The 21,817-nt window shown below is 64.3% G+C and carries 19 protein-coding genes and 1 tRNA gene; 8 read left to right on the forward strand and 12 right to left on the reverse strand.

From position 1 onward, the window contains the following. Positions 1–74: 74 nt before the first annotated feature. The 5 genes from mce to ACEQZ0_RS04470 form a co-directional block, all read right to left on the reverse strand. Positions 75–542, reverse strand: coding sequence for a methylmalonyl-CoA epimerase (gene mce / locus ACEQZ0_RS04450; protein WP_370188783.1), 468 nt, complete (start codon positions 540–542; stop codon positions 75–77). 101 nt (positions 543–643) lie between these two features. After that, positions 644–940 carry a GIY-YIG nuclease family protein gene (locus tag ACEQZ0_RS04455; protein ID WP_370188785.1) on the reverse strand — a complete coding sequence of 99 codons (297 nt, stop codon included), beginning with the start codon at positions 938–940 and terminating at the stop codon, positions 644–646. A gap of 97 nt (positions 941–1,037) precedes the next feature. Continuing rightward, positions 1,038–1,316, reverse strand: coding sequence for a hypothetical protein (locus ACEQZ0_RS04460; protein WP_370221232.1), 279 nt, complete (start codon positions 1,314–1,316; stop codon positions 1,038–1,040). Next, a complete protein-coding gene (locus ACEQZ0_RS04465; protein WP_370188789.1) occupies positions 1,316–2,848 on the reverse strand; it encodes an acyl-CoA carboxylase subunit beta in 1,533 nt (510 codons plus the stop codon). Before ACEQZ0_RS04465 ends, ACEQZ0_RS04460 begins: the two co-directional genes overlap by 1 nt. A 54-nt stretch (positions 2,849–2,902) precedes the next feature. Then, positions 2,903–3,640 (reverse strand): TlyA family RNA methyltransferase, encoded by a 738-nt coding sequence (locus ACEQZ0_RS04470; protein ID WP_370188791.1) that lies wholly within the window; start codon positions 3,638–3,640, stop codon positions 2,903–2,905. Positions 3,641–3,674: 34 nt separating this feature from the next. On the opposite strand from ACEQZ0_RS04470, the gene ACEQZ0_RS04475 reads away from it, so the two are divergent. Together ACEQZ0_RS04475 and ACEQZ0_RS04480 are read left to right on the forward strand one after the other, a co-directional pair. Then, the gene (locus ACEQZ0_RS04475) at positions 3,675–4,223 is read left to right on the forward strand and encodes a hypothetical protein (protein WP_370188793.1); all 549 of its coding nucleotides are present in this window, start codon (positions 3,675–3,677) and stop codon (positions 4,221–4,223) included. Between the two features lie 516 nt (positions 4,224–4,739). Next, positions 4,740–5,822 carry a branched-chain amino acid aminotransferase gene (locus tag ACEQZ0_RS04480; RefSeq protein ID WP_370188795.1) on the forward strand — a complete coding sequence of 361 codons (1,083 nt, stop codon included), beginning with the start codon at positions 4,740–4,742 and terminating at the stop codon, positions 5,820–5,822. Here ACEQZ0_RS04480 and ACEQZ0_RS04485 read toward each other — a convergent pair whose 3' ends face one another. The 4 genes from ACEQZ0_RS04485 to ACEQZ0_RS04500 form a co-directional block, all read right to left on the reverse strand. Beyond that, positions 5,823–6,710, reverse strand: a complete 888-nt coding sequence (locus ACEQZ0_RS04485; RefSeq protein ID WP_370188797.1) for a DMT family transporter — start codon at positions 6,708–6,710, stop codon at positions 5,823–5,825. It abuts the gene before it with no gap. A gap of 2 nt (positions 6,711–6,712) precedes the next feature. Continuing rightward, positions 6,713–8,782, reverse strand: a complete 2,070-nt coding sequence (locus ACEQZ0_RS04490; RefSeq protein WP_370189935.1) for an NAD(+) synthase — start codon at positions 8,780–8,782, stop codon at positions 6,713–6,715. A 277-nt stretch (positions 8,783–9,059) separates the two neighbouring features. Next, positions 9,060–10,076 carry a sensor histidine kinase gene (locus ACEQZ0_RS04495; protein ID WP_370188799.1) on the reverse strand — a complete coding sequence of 339 codons (1,017 nt, stop codon included), beginning with the start codon at positions 10,074–10,076 and terminating at the stop codon, positions 9,060–9,062. Between the two features lie 142 nt (positions 10,077–10,218). Then, a complete protein-coding gene (locus ACEQZ0_RS04500) occupies positions 10,219–11,220 on the reverse strand; it encodes a DNA topoisomerase IB (protein WP_370188801.1) in 1,002 nt (333 codons plus the stop codon). 95 nt (positions 11,221–11,315) lie between these two features. Here ACEQZ0_RS04500 and yghU point away from each other — a divergent pair, with 95 nt between their 5' ends. The 3 genes from yghU (at position 11,316) to ACEQZ0_RS04515 (ending at position 13,741) form a co-directional block, all read left to right on the forward strand. After that, a complete protein-coding gene (yghU, locus tag ACEQZ0_RS04505; RefSeq protein ID WP_370188803.1) occupies positions 11,316–12,167 on the forward strand; it encodes a glutathione-dependent disulfide-bond oxidoreductase in 852 nt (283 codons plus the stop codon). A gap of 75 nt (positions 12,168–12,242) precedes the next feature. Then, positions 12,243–13,652 carry an MFS transporter gene (locus ACEQZ0_RS04510; protein ID WP_370188805.1) on the forward strand — a complete coding sequence of 470 codons (1,410 nt, stop codon included), beginning with the start codon at positions 12,243–12,245 and terminating at the stop codon, positions 13,650–13,652. A 14-nt stretch (positions 13,653–13,666) separates the two neighbouring features. Beyond that, positions 13,667–13,741 (forward strand) — tRNA-Gln (locus tag ACEQZ0_RS04515). 93 nt (positions 13,742–13,834) lie between these two features. On the opposite strand, the gene ACEQZ0_RS04520 is transcribed toward ACEQZ0_RS04515, so the two are convergent. Both ACEQZ0_RS04520 and ACEQZ0_RS04525 read right to left on the reverse strand, forming a co-directional pair. After that, a complete protein-coding gene (locus tag ACEQZ0_RS04520; protein ID WP_370188807.1) occupies positions 13,835–15,157 on the reverse strand; it encodes a histidine kinase dimerization/phospho-acceptor domain-containing protein in 1,323 nt (440 codons plus the stop codon). Next, positions 15,154–15,825 carry a response regulator gene (locus ACEQZ0_RS04525; protein WP_370188809.1) on the reverse strand — a complete coding sequence of 224 codons (672 nt, stop codon included), beginning with the start codon at positions 15,823–15,825 and terminating at the stop codon, positions 15,154–15,156. Before ACEQZ0_RS04525 ends, ACEQZ0_RS04520 begins: the two co-directional genes overlap by 4 nt. Before the next feature lie 145 nt (positions 15,826–15,970). Between ACEQZ0_RS04525 and ACEQZ0_RS04530 the strand changes: the two genes are divergently transcribed. From ACEQZ0_RS04530 to ACEQZ0_RS04540, 3 genes are read left to right on the forward strand one after another with little or no spacing between them, the layout of a single operon-like run. Next, complete coding sequence (locus tag ACEQZ0_RS04530; protein WP_370188811.1) at positions 15,971–16,714, forward strand: prolipoprotein diacylglyceryl transferase family protein; 744 nt, start codon at positions 15,971–15,973, stop codon at positions 16,712–16,714. Positions 16,715–16,716: 2 nt separating this feature from the next. Next, positions 16,717–17,412, forward strand: coding sequence for a thioredoxin domain-containing protein (locus ACEQZ0_RS04535; RefSeq protein ID WP_370188812.1), 696 nt, complete (start codon positions 16,717–16,719; stop codon positions 17,410–17,412). A gap of 5 nt (positions 17,413–17,417) precedes the next feature. Continuing rightward, on the forward strand, positions 17,418–19,598 hold the full coding sequence (locus ACEQZ0_RS04540; protein ID WP_370188814.1) for a thioredoxin family protein: 2,181 nt from the start codon (positions 17,418–17,420) through the stop codon (positions 19,596–19,598). 138 nt (positions 19,599–19,736) lie between these two features. Here ACEQZ0_RS04540 and ACEQZ0_RS04545 read toward each other — a convergent pair whose 3' ends face one another. Continuing rightward, positions 19,737–21,710 carry a putative bifunctional diguanylate cyclase/phosphodiesterase gene (locus ACEQZ0_RS04545; protein ID WP_370221230.1) on the reverse strand — a complete coding sequence of 658 codons (1,974 nt, stop codon included), beginning with the start codon at positions 21,708–21,710 and terminating at the stop codon, positions 19,737–19,739. Between the last annotated feature and the right edge of the window lie 107 nt (positions 21,711–21,817).

The following is a 21,817-nucleotide window of genomic DNA, read 5'->3' on the forward strand; positions in this document are numbered from 1 at the left end:
GAAAGCCGGGATCGCTGTCGACGTCGCGCGAGTTCGCAGGCAGATCCCAGCTTTCGCTGGGATGACGGCCTGGATCAGTTCGACCAGTGCGCGTCGCCCTTGGGCGTCTCCATGATCTCGGTCAGCTGGCCCATCATGTCCTTGGGGTGAAGGAAGAAGATCGGCGTGCCATGCGCGCCGATGCGCGTCGGGCCGAGAATGCGCTTGCCCAGCCCCTCGAACCAGCTGCGCGCTTCCTCGATATCCTCGACCTCGTAGCACAAATGGTGCTGCCCCCCGGCGGGGTTCTTGGCGAGGAAGCCGGTCAGCGTCGAGTTCTCGCTCAGCGGCTCGATCAGCTCGATCTGCGTGCCATTCAACTCCGCTCTTTCTGAGCCTGTCGAAGGACCCGGCGTGTCGATGAAGCAGACCTTCACCCCCTGCGCCTCGAGATCGAAGGGCTCATGCGTGATCGTCGCGCCCATCACATCGCGATAATAGCGCAGCGATTCCGCGATCGAGGGCGTGGCGACGCCGATATGGTTGAGACGGCCGAGTTTCATTTTGCATCCTTCGTCATTGCGAGCCGCGAAGCGGCGCGGCAATCCAGAGCGGAACGCGATCCGCTCTAGATTGCTTCGCTACGCTCGCAATGACGGCTTGGCTAGGCATGCGCAATCTCAGCATACAAGTCGCGCCACGTCGGATTTTCCGCCTCGACCAAGGCGAGCTTGGCTGTGCGGCTCCCCGCCTTGATCTGCTTTTCGCGCAGAATAGCCGATTCCATCGTTTCATGGCGTTCGAACCAGACCAGCAATTTGCAGCCATAACGCTTGGTAAACCCGTCCGCGACGCCCTCGCGATGCTGCCATGCACGCTGCGGCAGGTTCGAAGTGACACCCGTATAGATCGTGCCATTGCGCCTGCTCGCCATGATGTAGACGCACGGTTCCCTCGTCATTGCGAAGCGACGCAGTCGCCGCGGTAATCCAGAGCGATCCGCGCACCACTCTGGATTGCTTCGCTTCGCTCGCAATGACGGTTGAGACGGCCGAGTTTCATTGATCTCCGCTCCCTTCCTTACGCGATACGATCATTGGCTGAGATCCTTGGTCGGAAGACGCTGCTTCATCAAAGTGGATGTGAGCACCGTCAACGTAGGGCTTCGCAATCAGCCGCAATATTTGCCCCGCAAATTCCCGAAGCCCGCCTTGGTCCCCTTCAATCTCGATCATTCCATCAGAGTGGACGATGTGGCGAAAGCGAAAGCGGACGTTATCCTCGAAAGCGCCCGCTTCCAATTTCTCAGCAATCGAAATGAGTTCGTCGCTATCCATCACAGCGGAATGTTGTCATGCTTCTTCCACGGGTTCTCGAGCTGCTTCGTGCGCAGCTTCCTTAGACCCAGCGCGATACGGCGGCGGGTCGAGTGCGGGTAGATCACCTCGTCGATATAGCCGCGCTGCGCTGCCACGAAGGGGTTGGCGAAGCGATCTTCGTATTCCTTGGTCTTTTCGGCGATCTTGTCGGGATCGTCGCGGTCCTGGCGGAAGATGATCTCGACCGCGCCCTTGGCGCCCATCACCGCGATCTCGGCGGTGGGCCAGGCGTAGTTCAAGTCGCCCCGCAGGTGCTTGCTCGCCATCACGTCATAGGCGCCGCCATAGGCCTTGCGGGTGATCACGGTGATCTTTGGCACGGTCGCCTCGGCATAGGCGAACAGCAGCTTGGCGCCGTGCTTGATGATGCCATTGTGCTCCTGCGCGGTGCCGGGAAGGAAGCCGGGCACGTCGACGAAGGTCAGGATCGGGATTTCGAAGGCATCGCAGAAGCGCACGAAGCGCGCGGCCTTTTTCGAGGAATTGATGTCGAGCACGCCGGCGAGCACCATCGGCTGGTTTGCCACCACGCCCACCGTGCGCCCTTCGACCCGGCCGAAGCCGCAGATGATGTTGGCGGCATGGTTCGGCTGGATTTCGAAGAAATCGCCCTCGTCCAGCGTCTTCCTGATGACCTCGTGCATATCATAGGGCTGGTTGGCATTGTCGGGGATCAGCGTGTCGAGGCTCGGCTCCTCGCGGTCCCAGGCATCCGAGGTCGGACGCTCGGGCACTTCCTCGCGGTTCGAGAGCGGGAGGAAATCGAAAAAGTCGCGCGTCGCGAGCAGCGTCTCGATGTCGTTTTCGAAGCTGTTGTCGGCGACGCTGGTCTTGGTGGTGTGCGTTTTCGCCCCGCCAAGTTCCTCCTGCGTCACCACCTCGTTGGTCACCGTCTTCACCACGTCGGGGCCGGTCACGAACATGTAGGAGCTGTCCTCGACCATGAAGATGAAGTCGGTCATCGCGGGCGAATAGACCGCCCCGCCGGCGCACGGCCCCATGATGAGGCTGATCTGCGGCACCACGCCCGATGCGAGCACATTGCGCTGGAACACCTCGGCATAGCCGCCGAGCGAGGCGACGCCTTCCTGGATGCGTGCGCCGCCGCTGTCGTTGAGCCCGATCACGGGCGCGCCGACCTTCATCGCGGTGTCCATCACCTTGCAGATCTTCTCCGCATGCCGCTTCGACAGCGAGCCGCCGAAGACGGTGAAATCCTGGCTGAAAACATAGACGAGGCGGCCATTGATCGTGCCGCTGCCGGTGACCACGCCGTCGCCGGGGATCTTCTGGTCCTGCATCCCGAAATCGACGCAGTCATGCTCGACATAAGTGTCGAGCTCCTCGAAGCTGCCCTCGTCGAGCAGTACGTCGAGCCGCTCGCGCGCGGTCAGCTTGCCCTTGGCGTGCTGCGCGGCGATGCGCTTCTCGCCCCCACCCATGCGAGCGGCGGCGCGACGGCGTTCCATTTCGGCGATATTGGCGGACATGCTCTCTCCGTAAATACGTTTGCACGAGCGCCTAGCGAGCGCACCGCCGCAGCGTCAATCGCGCAGCGCCGAAATCAGGAATTCGACATTGCCCTCGGGCCCCTTGATCGGGCTTTCGACGATCCCCTGGACCACGAAGCCTGTTCCCTCGACCCATGCACGGACTTCGCCGCACACGCGCTGGTGGAGCGCCGGATCGCTGACCACGCCCTTCTTGCCGACCTCTTCGCGGCCGACTTCGAACTGCGGTTTGATCAGCGCGACGAGGCGGCAGCGCGATTGAGCCAATTGTAACGGCACTTCGAGCACCTTTGCGAGGCCGATGAAGCTCGCGTCGCACACCACCCATGTCACGGGGCGGTCGATCATCTCGCGGCTAAGGGTGCGCGCGCTGGTCTGTTCGAGCACCGTGACGCGAGGGTCCTGCCGCAGTTTCCAGGCGAGCTGGTTGGTGCCGGAGTCGACCGCGAAAACGTGCTCCGCCCCGCCCTGCAGCAGCACGTCGGTGAAGCCGCCGGTCGAGCTGCCGATATCCATCGCGGTGACGCCGGTGGGGTCGAGCCCGAAATGCTCGATCGCATGCGCGAGTTTGATTCCCCCTCGCGAAACCCACGGATGATCGCGCCCGCGCACATCCAGCGGGGCGTCCTCGGCCAGCTGCTGCCCCGGCTTGGCAAGCTTGGTTTCGCCCGAGAAGACCAGCCCCGCCATGACCAGCGCCTGCGCCCGCGTCCGGCTCTCGACGAGCCCGCGGTCCACCAGCATCTGATCGAGGCGCTTCTTCTTTGCCATTGGAAACATGCGCGTTAGCGATCATTGTCTCCGCATGAAACCGATCTATTGCCATCTCGGCGGCGCCCTCGCGCTCAGCTTCACCATCGCCGCCTGCGTACCCGCGCCCGATTCGACGCCCGCACCTACGCCGTCGCCCACGATTGCGCCCGCCGCGCCACCTCCGGCACCTCCGGCCCCTCCGCCTGCCGAAAACTGGATCGACAATCCGCGCACGCCGGGCGACTGGAGCTATCGCGCGCAAGCCGGCGGAAGCGCCGCACTCTATGGTGAGCGGGGGGGCGAGCCGCTGTTCGCCATCGGCTGCGATCGCCGCGAAGGGAAGATCACTCTGACGCGGGCCGGGCGCGGGGCAAGGGCCACGACGATGACCGTCCGCACCGAGACGGTCGACCGGGCACTGCCAGCCAGTGGCTCGACACAAGGGGAGGCATCGGTGACCGCGACGCTTGCCGCCCGCGACCCGCTGCTCGATGCGATGGCGGTGACTCGCGGGCGATTCGCTGTGGAAACATCGGGCTTGTCCACACTTTACCTGCCGCCTTGGGCCGAGGTGACGCGCGTGATCGAGGATTGCCGCTGACCGGAGTCGCGCTGGCGGCTGCCTCCGCGATGCAGGTGGTGGGCAGGCATGAAAAGGCCCGGAATCCGATCCGGGCCACAAACGACAATTCTGACGTGGGAAAACTTTTTTTCAAGGGTTGTTTTGAGGGCGCGGAAGACTCAAATATATCACCAAGATCAGCGGCGAAACGCGGTCTTGTCCCCGGAGACGGGGTACTTTGGCTCTTAACAGCGCGAAAGGAGGTGATCCGATGTCTCATGGTTCAGCAGAGAGGTCGGCAAGTTTCCGCGCGGGGTACTATCGGTAAGCAGAGCCGATAGAGACTTCGTGAGCGGCACTTCCCGCCGCTGACCATGCGAAGGGCAGCATCACCCCCCGGGTGGCGCTGCCCTTCTCATTGTGTGTGGTGCGTGCGTGCCCGACATCGGTCCGGCCCTTGGGCCGGTGCACCAAGCCTTGGACGGAGGCCGACGGCACACTCGGCAAGGACTCACTCCCTTGCATGCCGTCGTCCATGCGATTACCCGCGCATCCATGGATTTCGAGCATCTCCCTCACCCCGCCCCGGTTCCCGGCGAGACGCGCCAGCAGGCGCTGCAGGACCCCGGCTTCGGCAAGCTCTTCACCGATCACATGGTCGTGATCGACTACGATGCCGACAAGGGCGGCTGGCACAAGGCGACGCTGGGCCCGCGCGAACCGATCAGCCTCGATCCCGCCGCAGCGGTGCTGCATTACGCGCAGGAAATCTTCGAAGGCATGAAGGCCTACAAGCGCGAGGACGGTTCGCTCGCCCTGTTCCGCCCCGAACAGAATGCGCGCCGTTTCAACGAGAGCGCGCGACGGATGGCGATGCCCGACCTGCCCGAAGATCTGTTCCTCGAATCGATCCGCCAACTGGTCGCCAAGGACCGCGACTGGGTGCCGGGCGATCCCGACGGCTCGCTCTACCTCCGCCCTTTCATGTTCGCCTCGGAAGCCTTCCTCGGCGTGCGCCCGGCGCGGCAGTACAAATATATCCTCATCGCCAGCCCAGTGGGCCCCTATTTCAAAGGCGGCGCCAAGCCGGTGAAGATCTGGGTCAGCCGCAACTACACCCGCGCAGCCCCAGGCGGCACCGGCGCGGCCAAGACCGGCGGCAATTACGCGGCATCGCTCGTGCCGCAAGCCGAGGGGATCGCAAACGGCTGCGACCAGGTGGTCTTCCTCGATGCTGTCGACAAGAAATGGGTCGAGGAACTGGGCGGGATGAACTTGTTCTTCGTCTTCGACGATGGCAGCGTCGTCACCCCGCCGCTCACCGGCACGATCCTGCCCGGGATCACCCGCGACAGCCTGATCCAGCTGCTGCGCGAGGAAGGCCTGCAGGTGCGCGAGGAGCCTTACAGCATCGACCAGTGGCGCGCCGACGCGACCAGCGGAAAGCTGCTCGAGACGATGGCCTGCGGCACCGCGGCGGTGGTCACGCCTGTCGGCACCGTGCTCGGCCCCGACGGCGAATTCACCATCGGCAGTGGCGGCACCGGACAGATGACCACCAAGATCCGCGAGAAGCTCGTCGGCATCCAGAAGGGCGCCGTCGAGGACACGTACGGCTGGACGGTCACGCTCGACTGATCAGAAGCGCGGGCGCACGAGGAAGCGGCGGGTGAAGGTCGCGCTTGGACGCAGGACGATGATGGCGACGCCCAGCAGGGCGATGGCGCCTCCCACCAGCAGGCGGGCGCCGATGGCATCCCCTGTCAACCAGGCGCCGAAGGCGATCGTCAGGATCGGCGTGAACAGCGTCAGCGGCACGATTAGATTGGCATCGTGCTCCTGCAACAGCCGATAATAGGCCGTATGCGCGCCGACCGAGACGACGACCGAAGCGAAGAAAAGGCAACCGGCCAGTGCAAGGGGCGCATCGGCAAGTGACGCGACCTGACCGCTCTCCATCGTCGCCGTGAGCGGGAACAGCACCGCGATCGAGGCAACCGCAGCCCAGGCCTGGATGCGGATCGAGGGCAGTGCAAGGCGCTTGACGAACACCGACCCCAATGCACCGACCAGCGCCGATAGGAACACCAGCAGCAGGCCGCTGCTCGTTTCCATCTGGTTGTCCCCGGCCATGGCAAAGAGCACGCCGCCAAAGGCGAGACCGATGCCCATGCCGCGCCGCCAGCGCACCCGCTCGCCAAGGAAAAGGATCGCGAAGAGCACGGTCATCGGCGCGCCGGTGAGGCTCACCACCCCCGCCGCCGAAGGGCTTGCCGTGGCCAGCCCCATGAACAGCAGGGCGAAGGACCCTCCGCTGATCGCCAGTCCGATCACCAGCACCTGCCACAATCGTGCCGGAAGCGGGCGCAGCAACGGGATCAGCACCAGCGCGACGATCACCGATCGCAGGAACGCGTAGAACAGCGGCGGCGCGCCGAGATCGGCGATGGCGATCTTGCTCACCACGACGTTGAGCGCCCAGACGATGTTGCACGCCATCATGATAACGAGCGCACGCGCGGGCACGATCAGGCGTCCAGCGGTGGCAAGGCAGCTGCAAGTTCGGCGAGCCAGGTATCCGCCACCGCATCGCTCGGCGCCCGCCAGTCTCCCCGCGGGCTCAGTGCACCGCCGGCCGAGACCTTGGGCCCATTGGGCAGCGCGCTGCGCTTGAACTGGCTGAACCCGAAGAAGCGCTGGAGGAACTTCTCGAGCCATCCGGCGATCGTTGCGAGATCGTATTCGTTCTTCGCATCATCCGGAAAGTCGATCGGCCAAAGCCCCGATTTCGCGTCCCTCCAGGCATGCCAGGCGAGGAATGCGACATGGCTGGGCTTGTGTCCCCAGCGAATGACATAATGGAGAAAGAAGTCGTTGAGCTCGTAAGGCCCGATGATCGATTGCGTGCTCTGGATCTGGCCCTCCGCCCCCGCGGGCACCAGTTCGGGGCTGATTTCGGTGTCGAGCACATCGTTCAGCACCGCGTCGACGCCGGAGTCGAATTGCCCGGTCTGGATGGTCCAGCGGATGAGGTACTGGATCAGCGTCTTGGGCACCCCCGCATTGACCCCGTAATGGCTCATGTGGTCGCCCACGCCATAGGTACACCAGCCGAGCGCAAGCTCGGAGAGATCGCCCGTCCCGACCACCCAGCCGCCATGCTGGCCTGCAAGGCGGAAAAGGTAGTCTGTCCGAAGCCCGGCTTGCACGTTTTCGAACGTCGTATCGTAGACGGGTTCGCCATCTGCGAAAGCATGGCCGATGTTCTCCAGCATCAGGTTCGCAGTCGGCTTGATGTCGATTTCCTCGGCGGTGACGCCGAAGGCCTCCATCAGCCGCCAGGCATTGCTCTTCGTTCCCTCGGACGTGGCGAATCCTGGCATGGTGTAGCCGCGGATATCGCTGCGGGGCCGGCCCAGCCGGTCCATCGCCTTGGCGGCGACGATCAGCGCATGCGTGCTGTCGAGTCCGCCCGAAATGCCGATGACAAGGCATTCGGGCAGGGTCGCCTCGATACGGCGCATCAACGCATCAACCTGGATGTTGAAAGCCTCGTAGCAATCCTCGTCGAGCTTGTGCGCGCGGTTCGGCACGAAGGGGAAGCGGCGCACGGGACGCTGCAAGCCGATGTCGGCGCGGGGAGCGGCATGTTCGAAGGCAATCCTGCGATAGCGGTCTTCGGGCCGTCCTACCGCCTCGGCGGCATCGTTGAAGGTCTGCATCCGCATGCGCTCTGCCAGGATGCGCTGCGTATCCACATCCGCCACGCAGAGTTCGGGGGCGAGATCGAACCGCTCGCTTTCGACCAGCAGCTCGCCGAGTTCATAGATCATCCCCTGCCCGTCCCAGGCGAGGTCGGTCGTGCTCTCGCCATGACCGCTCGCCGAATAGGCATAGGCGCACACTGCACGACTCGAACTCGCGCGACTGAGTAGATGCCGCTCGTCGGCCTTGCCGATGGTGATGTTCGAGGCCGACAGGTTGAGCACGATCGTCGCACCGGCGAGCGCAGCCATCGTCCCCGGCGGGATGGGCGACCAGAAATCCTCGCAGATTTCGATCCCGAAGGTGAAACCGGGCAGGTCCCGGGCGGAAAAGACGAGATCGGTCCCGAATGGCACCTCGCGCCCGGCGCAGGCGATCTCAAGCCCGATGCATTCGCGCCCGTGGGCGAACCAGCGTTTCTCGTAATACTCGCGATAGTTGGGCAGGAAGCTCTTCGGCACCACCCCGAGCAGTTCGCCTCGCGCGGCGACCAGGGCGCAATTGTAGATCCGCCCATTGCGACGCAGCGGTGCGCCGAAAACGAGCACGGTGGCAAGATCGCGTGAAGCCGTCAGAAAGTCCTCGACCTGCGCTTCTACCGCATCGAGCACCGCCGCCTGCAAATGCAGATCGTCGAGCGCGTAGGAAGACAGCGCGAGCTCGGGATAGAGCAACAGGTCGACATGCTCAGCCGCCGCGTGACGGGCGCATTCGATGATCCCTGCGGCATTGAATGCTATGTCCGCCGTGCGCAGCTTCGGCGTTGCCGTCGCCAGGCGGACGAAGCCATGCGTATGCATATCGTAAAACGGGTGTGCGTCGCTGCCGCTCATAGGGGCAAGGCCTTTCTCGTCGGAGGATGGCGGGGCCGGTTCGATCCAGTCGGCCGGTTGGCACACGCCGAGTTCGGCAAGCCGTCTCTGCACCGAAGCACGGGCGATCTTGCCCTTCGCTTCCCAGCCATAGACCGTCCGGCTGGGCCAGGGCGTGGGCTGTCCGAAACGTGCGCCGAACTCCTCCGCGCTGAGCGGGGGATCCTGCGCCTCGCGCCACTGGCGAATCTTGAAACCGGCCAGATGCATGCCCAAGCCGGTATCCTTTTAGGCTACCCTAGGCAACAGCCGATTGCTCTTCCTTGCGCATCTCGCTGCGGTAACCGTTGAGGACGGGACCGGCATGGTGCGTCCCCCCGGCCTGCGTGGCGAAGGCTGCAAGCAACTGGCTGCCAAGCCCACCATCGGGATCGACCGAGGCATCGGCGCCAACCCCATCGTCCTCGATCGTGAACCGCCAGCCATCGCCACGGACATGGAAGAATACGGCGATGGTCCCCTTGCGCCCGCCGGGGAAAGCATATTTGCAGGCATTGGCCACCGCTTCATTCAGATAGAGGCCGATCGCCACCGCCTCCTCGCGCGTCAGCGTGGCCGCGTCGATCTCGCGGAACAGCCGCACGCCGGGGGGCAGGCTCGTGCCCTCGATCCGATCGAGCAGGAATTCGAGATAGGGTTTCATCTCGACATTGGGCTCGTCCGACTGGGACATCGCCAAGGCAGAATAGGCATCGGCGAAGGTCCGCACACGGCCGACGGCTTCCTCGAGCGGGGCATGTAGCTCGTGCTGTGCGAGGCGGCGCTTCTGCAGCTCGAGCATGCTGGCGACGAGAGCGAAATTGTTCTTGGTGCGATGCTCGAGCTCGGCCAGCAGGGTTAGGCGCCGGTCGGCCCGCTCGCGGATTTCATCCATCGTGGCATGCGCAGCGCGGCGGAAGGCTTCGGCAAACACGATGACCACCAGCGCGGCCGCCGCATTGAGCAGCACGCGCGCCGGATCGGTCGGATCCGCGAACAGCAATGATTTCGCCGGCGGCAGGATGACGAACCACGCCCAGAAAAAGGTCAGAAGAAAGGCCACGACCCCCGCGCGCCAGTGACCGTAGAGAGTGGCGAGCAGGACGGTCGGATAAGTCAATGCAAATGGTCCCGAGGCGGGAGCCCAGACATCGACCGCCGTACGCAAGCCGATCATCGCACCGGCGCACATGGCCCCGAAAACCAATTGTGCAGCGAATTGCGTCCGGCGCGTGAGAAACGCGCGACTGACGTCGAAATTGGTAAGCCGATGCATGAGGGGGGCGACCTTCCCGCGGAAGACAGATGCCTGGTCATGCGCGACTACACGACACGGGCGATCGACGGCTCCGCTCCATCGACAGCGTAGTCCTACCATAGGACGGTCCCGAACAGAAGCCGGGAAAGCAAGGCAAGGACTACGCGGCGAGCAAGTCCTTGGCCCGAGGACTTTCTTGCAGCAAATCGATCAACGCGCGTTCTTCTCGCGTAAGCCAACGCGTCGCGCGCGGCAGGCGCAATTTCGCGCGCCAATCCTTCTGATTTTCGAGCAGTTCGAAGACTGCCGGGTGAATATAGCTCTTGCGCGCCACTGCAGGGGTGTTGCCGAGGTGCTCGGAAACGCATTCGAGCAGCGCCTTCATCGGCATATCTTCCTCGCCCTCGATCAGGCACGTCAGGGCCTTGACGCTGGCATGCCAGGTCCGGAAATGCTTCGCGGTGAAGTCCTGTCCCATGGCCTCGCGAAGGTAGTCGTTGACCTCGGACGAGCAGACCGCATGATGCTCGCCCTCCTCGTCGACATATTTGAACAGGTTCTGGCCCGGCAGGTCCTGCATCTTGCGGACCATCCGAGCCAGGCTGCCGTCGGACAGCGTCACCTCGCGCAACTTCCCGCCCTTGCCCTGGTAACGCAGGCGCAGCGTTTTGCCGGTCAGTTCGGCATGGCGCTTGCGCAGCGTCGTCGCGCCGAAACTCTTGTTGGCCTTCGCGTAGCCTTCGTTGCCCACCCGCACCGCGCCCAGATCGAGCAGCCGAACCACGCTGGCGATGGCCCGCTCGCGCGTCAGCTTGCGACCACGCAGATCCTCCTCGACGCGCTTGCGCACCAGCGGGAGCAGGCTGCCGAAGGTGATGCAGCTGTCGAATTTCTCGCCCTCGCGCGCGGCGCGAAACTCGGGGTGATACCGATATTGCTTGCGCCCCCTGGCGTCGATGCCGGTGGCAAGGATGTGGCCGTTGGGTGCAGGACAGAACCAGGCATCGGTATAGGCGGGCGGCAGGGCGATTGCGTTGAGGCGCCGTTTTTCCGCCGGATCGGTGATGAGACTGCCTTCGGGATCGTAATAAGCCCATCCCCTGCCTGCCCCCTTGCGTGTGATCCCGGGCAGGTCGTCGTCGACATAGATGAGCTTCGTCATGGCGAAGGCAAGAACCGTGGGATTGGCGTTACGGTTCCCCACCTTGCGACGAATGGCAGGGTGGATTAGCCAGCCCCGCCCAGAGGAGAACGAGCTTGGCCGACGCAACCTATACCCCGCCAGAAGTCTGGACTCACGACGCAGAGAATGGCGGGCGCTTCGCCAACATCAATCGCCCCACTGCCGGCGCGCGCGAGCAGCAGCAGCTGCCGGTCGGCGAGCACGACTTCCAGCTCTATTCGCTGGCAACGCCGAACGGCGTGAAGGCCACGGTCATGTTCGAGGAACTGCTCGAGGCGGGATACGCGGATGCGGAATACGATGCCTGGACGATCAACATCGGCGAAGGACATCAGTTCGGATCGGGTTTCGTCGATCTCAATCCCAATTCCAAGATTCCGACGCTGCTCGATCGCAGCGGGAAAGAACCCGTCCGGGTGTTCGAAAGCGGGGCCATCCTGATGCATCTCGCCGAGAAATTCGGCGCCTTCCTGCCCACCGATCACTCGCGTGCCGAGGTGCTCAGCTGGCTGTTCTGGCAGGTCGGCAGCGCCCCCTTCATCGGCGGCGGCTTCGGCCATTTCTACGCCTATGCGCCCGAGAAATACGAATATCCGATCAATCGCTATGCGATGGAAACCAAGCGGCTGTTCGACGTCGCCGACCAACGTCTCGCCCAGACCGAATTTCTGGGCGGCCAGGATTACACGATCGCCGATATCGCAACCTTCCCCTGGCTCGCGCCCTTCGTGTTCGGCGGAATCTACGGCGAAGCGCGCACATTCCTGTCGATTCACGAATACGAAAACGTCGAACGGTGGGTGCAGCAGATCGCCGCACGCCCGGCCGTGCGCCGCGGGCGCATCGTCAACAAGGCCTGGGGCGAGGAAGACGAACAACTGCTCGAACGCCACTCGGCGGCGGATTTCGCGGGCAAGAAATACTAGCGCACCGCGCGTAGCGACGCTTGACTTGCATCGGGCCCTGTCCTTTCTTCACCGCCGTGAGGAGAGGACATCCGATTGGCTGACGCGCATCCGCCCGTCTCGCGGCTGGAAAAGTTCGGCTATGGCGTGGGCGACCTCGCCTCGTCCTTCTACATCAATTTCTTCAACATCTACCTGCTCTATTTTTTCGTCGAGCTGGGCGGCGTGGGTCCCGCGGCGATGGGCCTGATGTTGCTGCTGACCAAATTCTTCGACGCGGTGACCGATCCTGTGATGGGGGCGATCGGCGACCGCACGCGCAGCCGCTGGGGCCGATACCGCCCCTATCTGTTGTGGGGCGCGGTTCCCTTCGGCCTTACCGGCGCGGCGATTTTCGCCGCCCCCGCCCTGTCGCCATCGGGCATGCTGGTCTGGGCCTACGTCACCTACACGCTGACGATGATCGCCTTCACCGCCACCAACGTCCCCTATTCCGCGTTGATGGGGGTGATTTCGCCGAACGCAGACACGCGCGCCTCGGTGGCGGCGTATCGCATGGTCTTTTCCGCCCTGGCGGTAGTCGCTGTCGCCATCGTCGCCACCACGCTCGTGCGCGAGCTTGGCGCGGGTGACGAACGCCGCGGGATCATGCTGACGATGTTTCTTCTGGCCAGCGGCGGCACGCTGGCGTTGCTCTCCGCCTTCGCCTTCAGTCGCGAACGCATTCCCCCGGCGAAAACCAATGGCCGCATCCGCGACGACGTGAAGCTGCTCGTACGCACCCCGGCATGGATCGCGGTAGCCATTGCCGCAGTGCTCACGCCAGTCGCTCTCGCTGCGCGGGCAGGCAGCGCGCTGTTCTGGTTCCGCTACGTCGCGGGCGACGACGGTGGCCCGGTCTTCCTGTTCCTCGACCGCATCGGGCTCTTCTACACGGCGTTTGCCCTGGGACAGCTCGCGGGCGTTCTCCTTGCCGGCGCCCTGGCCCGGCGGTTCGACAAGGGGCACCTCGTGATCTTCGCCGGAGCGCTCAAGGTCTGCGCCATCGGCATCTTCTATGTCATGCCGCTCGATGCAATCTGGCCGCAGACAATCGCCCAGGTGTTCGTCGGGGTCGGCCTCGGCATGATTATGCTGCTGGCCTATTCGATGTTTACTGATATCGCCGAATACATCGAATGGCAGACCGGCCGCCAAATGACCGGCCTCGCCGTGTCGGGCGCGGTTTTCGCGATCAAGACCGGGATCGCCCTGGGTGCCGCATTGCCGGGCATGCTGTTCGCCCTGACAGGCTTCGAGGCTGGCGCAGTCCAGACCGAGAGCGCGAAATTCGGCATCGACCTTGCCTTTGCGATAGTCCCGGCGCTGATGATCATACCCGCAGGCGTCGCCATGCTGTTCTACCGGCTCGACCGGGCAACCATTGCCGAGCTGGAAAGCGATCTCGCGACACGGCGAATGCAAACTGCCCCCACCCCCTTCCCTTCCGCGCGGGACGCGTTATAGGGGCGCGCACCTGCTGGGGTGTAGCCAAGTGGTAAGGCATCGGTTTTTGGTACCGACATTCGCAGGTTCGATCCCTGCCACCCCAGCCATTCCGTCCCAGCCCCGCACAATCGGTCGGAATTTTCGCGGAATTGGCGCCTGCGGATGAGGTTTCCCGCTTCCAGTCCGGTAATCGCCGGCGATCAATCCGCTGGCATGACGGTGCGGGCGCGGACACGAAATCCGTCGTCGGTCCGGTCGAACTCCAGCTCCATCTCGGGAGCGAGGGCCGAGGCGGCGATTGCCAGGCCGAGGCCGCTGCCCGGCAGACCGGTGTCGTTGCCCCGCGCGAAGGGTTCGAGCATGGCCTCGACATCCTCGGGTGCGATCCCGCTTCCTTCGTCCGCAACAAAAAAGCCGCCCCCATCCCGGCCGATCGCCACCCTGGAGTTTTCCGGGCCGTGGAGCGCGGCATTCTCGATCAGATTGCGCAAGGCCAGGATCAGCGCTTCCTGATCGATGGGGACAGCAAGTTCGCGCGCCTCCTCGGACAGGTCGAGGGTAATGCCACGCCGTTCGAGAAGGTGTGCCAGCTCTTCCGAAACGATATCCACTGCGGGACCGAGCAGCGAATTTGCGGGTTGCGGGGCGCGGCCCGATTCCTGCCGTGACAGATCGAGCAATTGCCGCACCAGCCGGGCGGTGCGATCGACCGATTGGCGGATGCGTTCAAGCGCGCGCTGCCGGGTCTCCTCGTCGGGCGCGCGCAGGGCAAGGTCGGCATGCATGCGCAGCCCGGCAAGCGGCGTCTGCATCTCGTGCGCGGCACTCGCCAGAAACCGCTTCTCCCCCTCGCGCAATCGAGCGATGCGGGCGAAGAGCTCGTCAATTTCCTGCGTCAGCGGCAGCAGCTCCTGCGGGACGTCATCGACATCCAGCGGGCGCTGGTCGTCGGGTTCACGCGCGGCGATGGCAAAGGCGATCCGGCGGACCGGCGCGAGCCCACTGCCCAGGCCGATCCACAATAGCGCCGCCAGCGCGGCAAGCCCGGCCATCGCCGGAATTATGAGCCCCTTCAGCAGATTGGCGATGAGGCGGCGGCGCATGACCTGTGTATCGCCGACCATCACCCGGACGCCCGATTCGGGATCCACATAGGTATAGACGCGCCAGGCCGTGCCATCGATGACTGGCTCGCTGAAGCCCGGTTTTCCGCTCGACAAAGCCTGTGCCGGGGCACTTTCGGACAGACCCAGAAGGCGACCGGAAAGCGACCACACCTGGCAGGAAAGCTGCCGCTCGTAGGTGGGGATCGGCAATGGCGAGGGATCGGCGAGGACTGCCTCGGTCGGGCGATCGGCAAAGCCCAACGACGCGACCATGACCGCCGCCTCTTGCAGCCGGCGGTCGAGCACCCGCTCCACATCGGCGCGTGCGCTCAGCACGGTCCAGCCCGCGGCCAGCGACCAGACGAGCACGGTCGCCGCCGCGACCAGCAGGAACAGGCGCCATCGCAGCGACCTCATGACGCCGATCCATCCGAACGAAGCCGGTAGCCCAGCCCTCGCACGGTCTCGATCGTATCCGCCCCCAGCTTGCCGCGAAGCTTGTGGATGTGGACTTCGACGGCGTTGGAGCCGACCTCTTCCTGCCAGCCGTAAATCGCCTCTTCGATCCGGCTTCGGGAGACGATCTGGCCCGGCCTGCGGGCCAGCGTTTCGAGAACCGCGAACTCGCGCCGCGAAAGGTTGATCGGAACCGCGTCGAGCGTGGTCCTGCGGGCGGCGGGATCGATCTCAAGCTTACCGAACCGCAGGATTGCTTCCGCGCGCCCCCCACCGCGCCGCGCCATGGCACGCAGGCGCGCAGCCAGTTCGGCGAGATCGAAGGGCTTGCCCATGTAATCGTCTGCGCCCAGATCGAGCCCCTGGATGCGATCCTCGGTCATGTTGCGGGCGGTCAGCAGGAGCACCGGGGTGTCGTGCCCCGCCCTGCGCCATTCACGCAGCAGGTCGAGGCCGGAACCGTCGGGCAATCCGATGTCGAGCACGATCGCATCATGCGCGAAGCCGGCAGCCGCCTCGCGCGCGTCGCCGCAGCTTGCGACTGCATCAACGGTATGCCCTTCGAGCGCGAGACCCTCCGTGAGCCCCTCGCGCAAAATCTCGTCGTCCTCGATCACCAGGATTCGCATGGTCGACCTCCTTTGTCCCGCTAGCTTAGGACAGGCTTAAGGACGCACGTAAGGCAGACTTAAGCTGGCTGGACAAGAAAGCCTGTACATGGACGGTATCGTAAATCTCGGACCCTTGGCCTTTGCGACCGATCGCCTGCTGGCAGTGGCGCTGCTGGTCGGATTCGTGTTCGCGATGGATCGCATTGCAGCACAGGCATCAGGCCGGGTTCGCCCCGCTACCGGATTGGCAATCCTGGCAGGGCTCGTCGTCGCACGCGTGGCATTCGTTTTGACGTACCGCGATCTCTTCGCCCGCGACTGGGCCTCCGCCTTTGCGTTCTGGCAGGGCGGCTTCAATGCCTGGGCCGGGTTCCTCGCGGCTGCGGTGGTCCTGATCTGGAAGGCACGACCTGCGGCAGTGATGCACCGAAGCCTCGCGGCCCTGGCACTGTTCGGTACCGCCTGGTTTGCCGGCTCCGCCTTGCTGCAGCAGGACCCGCGGCCCCTGCCGGACTTGCCGTCGCTTGCCCGCCTCGACGGTAGGCAGGTGACGATCGACGAGCTTGCCGATGGCCCCGTGGTCATCAATCTCTGGGCGACCTGGTGTCCTCCCTGCCGCCGCGAGTTGCCGATGCTGGCCGAAGCGGCGGAAGATTCGGACGTTCCGATCCTGCTGATAAATCAGGGTGAAGACGGTGAATTGGTGCGCAACTATCTGCTTGCGAATGGGGTGCCCGGTTCCGCTGTCTTGCTCGATCCACCCGCATCGGCGACGCGTGCCTTGGGCAATGCCGCACTGCCGACCACGCTTTTCATTGACGCCTCGGGCCAGCTGGTCGCGACGCATGTCGGTGAGATTTCACGCGCCGCACTGGCGGCGCAGATCAACGATCTGGAAGGAGAATGACCATGGCCAAATGGCCGCTGATAGCGACAATTTCGGCCGCGTTGCTGGGCGCTGGAGTCCTCGTTGTTGCCCAAACCGGCGAAGCGCAGGGCACTGGAGACACCGATCACAGCCAGGCCGAACAGGATGCCGCCGCGAGCAGCGAGGCCATGGCCGCCCGCGCCGCGATTGCCGATGATCCGATCGCCCCGAAGTTCGAACCGGCGGACTACGACGTCACGATCATAAGCTATGCCGACTACCAATGCCCGTACTGCCGGAAGGTCCACCCTGAACTGGAGCGACTGGCCAAAGAGGATGGCAAGGTCCGCATCGTCTATCGCGACTGGCCGATCTTCGGCGCCGCGTCGGAAGAGGCGGCGCGTGCCGCCATCGCCTCGCAATGGCAGGGCAAGCATGCCGAATTCAACGATCAGCTGATGCGCATCGAAGGCAGGCTGGACTCGGCGAAGATCCGCGCTGCCGCCGATCGCGCAGGCGTCGATTGGGCCCGCTTGCAGCGCGATCTCGAAGCGCATGAAAGCGATATCGATTCCGTGATTGGGCGCACCGGCATGCAGGCGGCGCAGATGGGCCTGCAGGGCACCCCCGCCCTGCTGATCGGCCCCTACTTCGTGCCCGGCGCAATCGATTACTCCGGTCTGACCAAGGGGGTAGCGCTCGCCCGAGAGTTCAACGCGAAGCACGCGGGGCGTTGATCCGCATGGCCATCGTGTATCGTTTCATCGTCGTTCTGGCGGTCCTGCTGACCAGCGTCACGGGCGTCGCAGCCGGCTCTGCACAGGCACAGGATCGGCGCAAGATCGAACCCTCACTGGCGTTCGAGACGCGGTCTCCCGGACCGGGTGAAGCGGTCACGGTGGCGATCCGGATGCGTCCCGAACGCGGCTGGCATGGGTACTGGTCCAATCCGGGCGAGGCAGGCCTGCCGGTTACGGCGAAGTGGCAGGCACCCGAAGGCGTGACTTTCACCGGATTGCGGCATCCGGCCCCGCAGCTACTCGATGTCCAGGGCATCGCGAGCTATGTGCACCATGGCCCCTTCACATTGCTGACGACGATGCGCGTCCCCGAAACGCTGGCGCGAGGGACGGCGATTCCAATCAGCGTTGCGCTCGACTGGCTGGTCTGTTCCGACACCTTGTGCGTGCCCGAACGTGCCACCCTCTCCGCCGAACTGGTGGTTGGCGACGGAGCCAGGGACAAGGCCGGCGCCCAGGTGGTGGCAGCCGGCCGCAGTGCCCTGCCGCAGACGGTGGGCGGCGCCAGCTATAGGCGTGCGGGTTCGGACTGGATTTTTTCGCTGCCGATCAGAGCATCGGCTTCGGCCCATCTCTTTCCGGCCGACGACGGATGGTTCGCCAGCGACGCCCCTCAGAAGGTAAGCAACGCAGGAGGCCGGACGCTGGTTCGGGTCCCCGCAGCAGGCGAGGCTCCGCGCAGCACGTTCAACGGCGTCGTGTCCGCGCGCGGCGGGACAAGCTACGCGATCTCGGCCCGACGCGGCGAGGTTGCGCCTGTCGGCGAACCCGCACCCAGTGCGACCGTATCCGAACCGGCAGCGCAGGAACAGATCCCGGCCGGGGAAGCGGCCGCAATTCAGGCGCCGAATAAGGTGGTTCCGGCGGTCGATCCGGCGAGTGAGGGAGGCCCCGATACTCCCTCCACAAGCGTTATCCGCGTTGCGTTGATGGGCGCGCTCATCGGTGGGTTGCTGCTAAACCTCATGCCCTGCGTATTCCCCATCCTGAGCCTCAAGGCGCTGTCCCTGGCGAAGAGTGGAGCAAGCTCACAGGCGGCCAAGCTGGAAGGCCTTGGTTATGCCGCAGGCACGATATTCACGGCGGTGGCGCTCGGTGCCCTGCTGATCGGCCTGCGCGCACTGGGGATGGAGATCGGCTGGTCGTTCCAGCTCCAGTCGCCAGGGATCATTCTGGTGCTGATCGTGTTGACGGCCGCGATTGCGCTCAACCTCGCGGGCTTGTTCGAGCTGCCGGTTCCAGCTTTCGTCGCGGGCAGTACGCACAGGGGCGGCTGGCTGGGCGGCTTTTCGACCGGGGCGCTGGCCGCGGTCATCGGGATGCCGTGCAGTGGCCCGTTCATGGCCGGAGCGCTCGGCGCAGCACTGGTTCTCCCTGCCGCCGCTGCCCTTGGCGTGTTCGCGATGCTGGGCTTCGGCATGGCGCTACCCTTCCTCGTGATCGCGCTCGTGCCCGCGGCGCGGCGGCGCTTGCCGAAGCCCGGCGCATGGATGAACACGCTGCGCAAGGTCCTCTCGATTCCGATGTTCGCGACTGCCTTGGCGCTCGTCTGGATCCTCGGACGACAGACCGGCGTGGATGGCATGGCGCTTGGTCTCGCTGTCGCCACGCTGTTTGCAATTTCGTTCTGGTGGTTCGGATCCCGGCAAAGACGCGGACAGCGTGGCTGGGCGGCGTTCGTCCCGGCGATGGTCGCGCTTGCCGCCTTGCTCGGATACGGCTTCCCGGCGCCGCCCGCTACCGCAGCGGCGGACGTCGCCCGGACGGCGGGACATGAACCCTTCAGTGCCGCGCGACTGGCGCAGCTGCGTAGCGAGGGCAAGCCGGTGTTCGTCGATTTCACGGCCGACTGGTGCCTGGTCTGCAAGGTCAACGAACGCGTGGCCATCGATACCGACGCCACGAGGGCGGCCTTCGCGAAAAGCGGCGTGGTAACGCTGACTGGCGACTGGACACGGCAGGATCCGGAAATCACGCGCTTCCTGGCGAGCCACGGGCGGAACTCTATCCCGTTCTATCTCTTCTACATGCCGGGCGAGGAGGCGGAAATCCTGCCGCAGGTCCTCACGCCGCAAACCCTGCAGGACAAGGCGACCCAAGCGTTCGCGTCCCCGCGCGGCTAAGGAGGGCGGACGAGCCGGTCCTGTTCGACCGACAACGCCGGATAGTGCCGCCAGGTACAAGAGAAGGGCCAGCGCGCAGACCAATTTCGTCGAACGCCGCTCCAATTTGACGCCACAACGAGGTCCTCGAGGTCCCGATCAGTCCTTTGTCGCGCGCCCCAGGGGCGATCGCGACGGCCCGCCTTCCAGTCCCAGCGCTTCGAGCATCTTTTCGCTCGTCGTCGGCTTGCCCAGGCAAAAACCCTGCACGAAGTCGCAGCCCATTGCGCGCGCCAGCCGGTACTGGTCGGCGGTTTCGATGTGTTCTGCGACGCATTGTGCGCCCGCAGCATGGCACAAGTCTACGAGCCCGAGGAGAATCTGCCGCGCGCGTTCGTTTTCGAGCACATTGTCGATCAGCGAGCCGTCGAGCTTGATCGTTTCGAACGACAGTTCGGTCAGATAGGAAACCGAAGCATAGCCCGATCCGAAGTCGTCGAGTGCGATCGTGAAGCCGAAGCCCGAAAGCTTCTTGAGCTCCTTCGCCGCATGTTCGAGATCGGTCAGAAGCGCGGTTTCGGTAATCTCGAACTGGACGCGTTCGGGAGGCAGGGAATGAGCCCTGACGATATCCCGGATCCGTTCGGCGGAAGCAGAACGGCCGAGTTGCATCGCACTGAGATTGAACGATAATGCAAGGTTTGTCGGCCAATCGGCAACCGAGGTGAGAGCCTTGTCGAGGAGATCTTCGTTCAGCCGGTCGATCACACCCAGTTTCTCGGCAATGCGAATGAATTCGTCGGGTGCGACGAGGCCCAGATCGGGGCTGTCCCATCGCGCCAGCGCTTCGGCAAAGACAGGCTGACCCGTCTCGACGCAGAAAATCGGCTGGAACACGACGTACATCTGCTCGGCCGCGCTGCCGGAAAGGATCAGTTTCTCGATGTTTGCTCTTCGCTGGTCAGCCTCGAACTGCGGCTGGTCGTAAAGATGCCAATGCCCGCGTAGCGAGGCTTTCGCCTTGTAGAGGGCCGAATCCGCCTGGCGGAAGAACTCGCTTTCGGACGAGGTGTAAGGCCCGGCCTCGGTCAGTCCGCAGGAGGCGCCAACCGACAGTTCCTTCCCGTCCCAGGCAACCGGCTTGCTCGCGAGTTCGCAGACCCGGCTGCCGACTTCCTCGATCTGGTCGCCCGACAGACCATCCTTCCAGAAGATCGAAAACTCGTCGCCGCCCAGACGCGCGACGAGAGCCCGGTCGGCAAATTCACGCTGCAGGCGAGTAGCGAATTCCTTGAGGATCTGGTCACCGGCAGCATGGCCGAAAGCATCGTTCGCCGATTTGAATCCATCCAGATCGCAGATAGCCAGAACGCTGCCCCCGCCCGGACCCGGTCCCCGCACAAGGTGGTCGCGAATTTCGCGCACCAGCCTCCCCCGGTTCGCCAGTCCAGTCAGGGCATCTTCGTCGGCCCGTTTGACTGCCTCGAGTTCGGCAGCGACCGCGCGGTTGCGTTCACGACCGAGAGCTATCTGTCCGCTGACAAGGCCGGTGAGCGCGCGGCTGTGCACCTGCAAGAGCCATGTAAAGAGGCCCAACACGAGAACCAGGCTGACGCCGATGCCCTTCGCGGCATGCCCTTCCATCAGGAACACGCGGACGGCCAGCGGGAAACCCATGATGATGAGCGGCAGAAGCGCAGCTCTCGGGAAACTGCTGAGCCCGTAAGCAGCGCCCAGAGCGGCCAGCAGGCTATAGAGCAGTATGGTCAGCGACTTGTCCGGATACTGGGTCAGAAGCGACTGTACCCACAAGGAAAAGCCCACACCCAGCAAGGCGGTGAAGCAGACCATCTTGACCAGCTCGCGCCGCGCCACACGGAATTCGTGCGTCGGCCGCTGAAAAACGATCCAGAAGATCATCCGCCACAAGAGAAGGGCGCCAAGCAGCGTTAACGGTGAAAACCATTCGAAGGCGTTCCCGCCTGTCGCCAGGTGCACTCCAACCGCATTGACCAACGTGACGGCGTAGAGCAGCGGAATCTGTTTGCGCAGGTTCTCAAACGTCCTGAGGACCTGCTCGCGCTGCTCGCGCATGTTTTTCGCCGGAAAGAGGAAGCGCAGGGCCCATCGCATGATTCGGCCATAGGCGATCAGTCTCACAGCTTGGTAAATGCCTCCCTGCGGCATTTACACAAAAAGCAAGCTGAACGGCCTGCCACTGACAGACCACACGCCACGAC

The sequence above is a fragment of the Qipengyuania sp. genome, assembly GCF_964227205.1.
In the GTDB taxonomy this organism is placed as follows: Bacteria; Pseudomonadota; Alphaproteobacteria; order Sphingomonadales; family Sphingomonadaceae; genus Qipengyuania.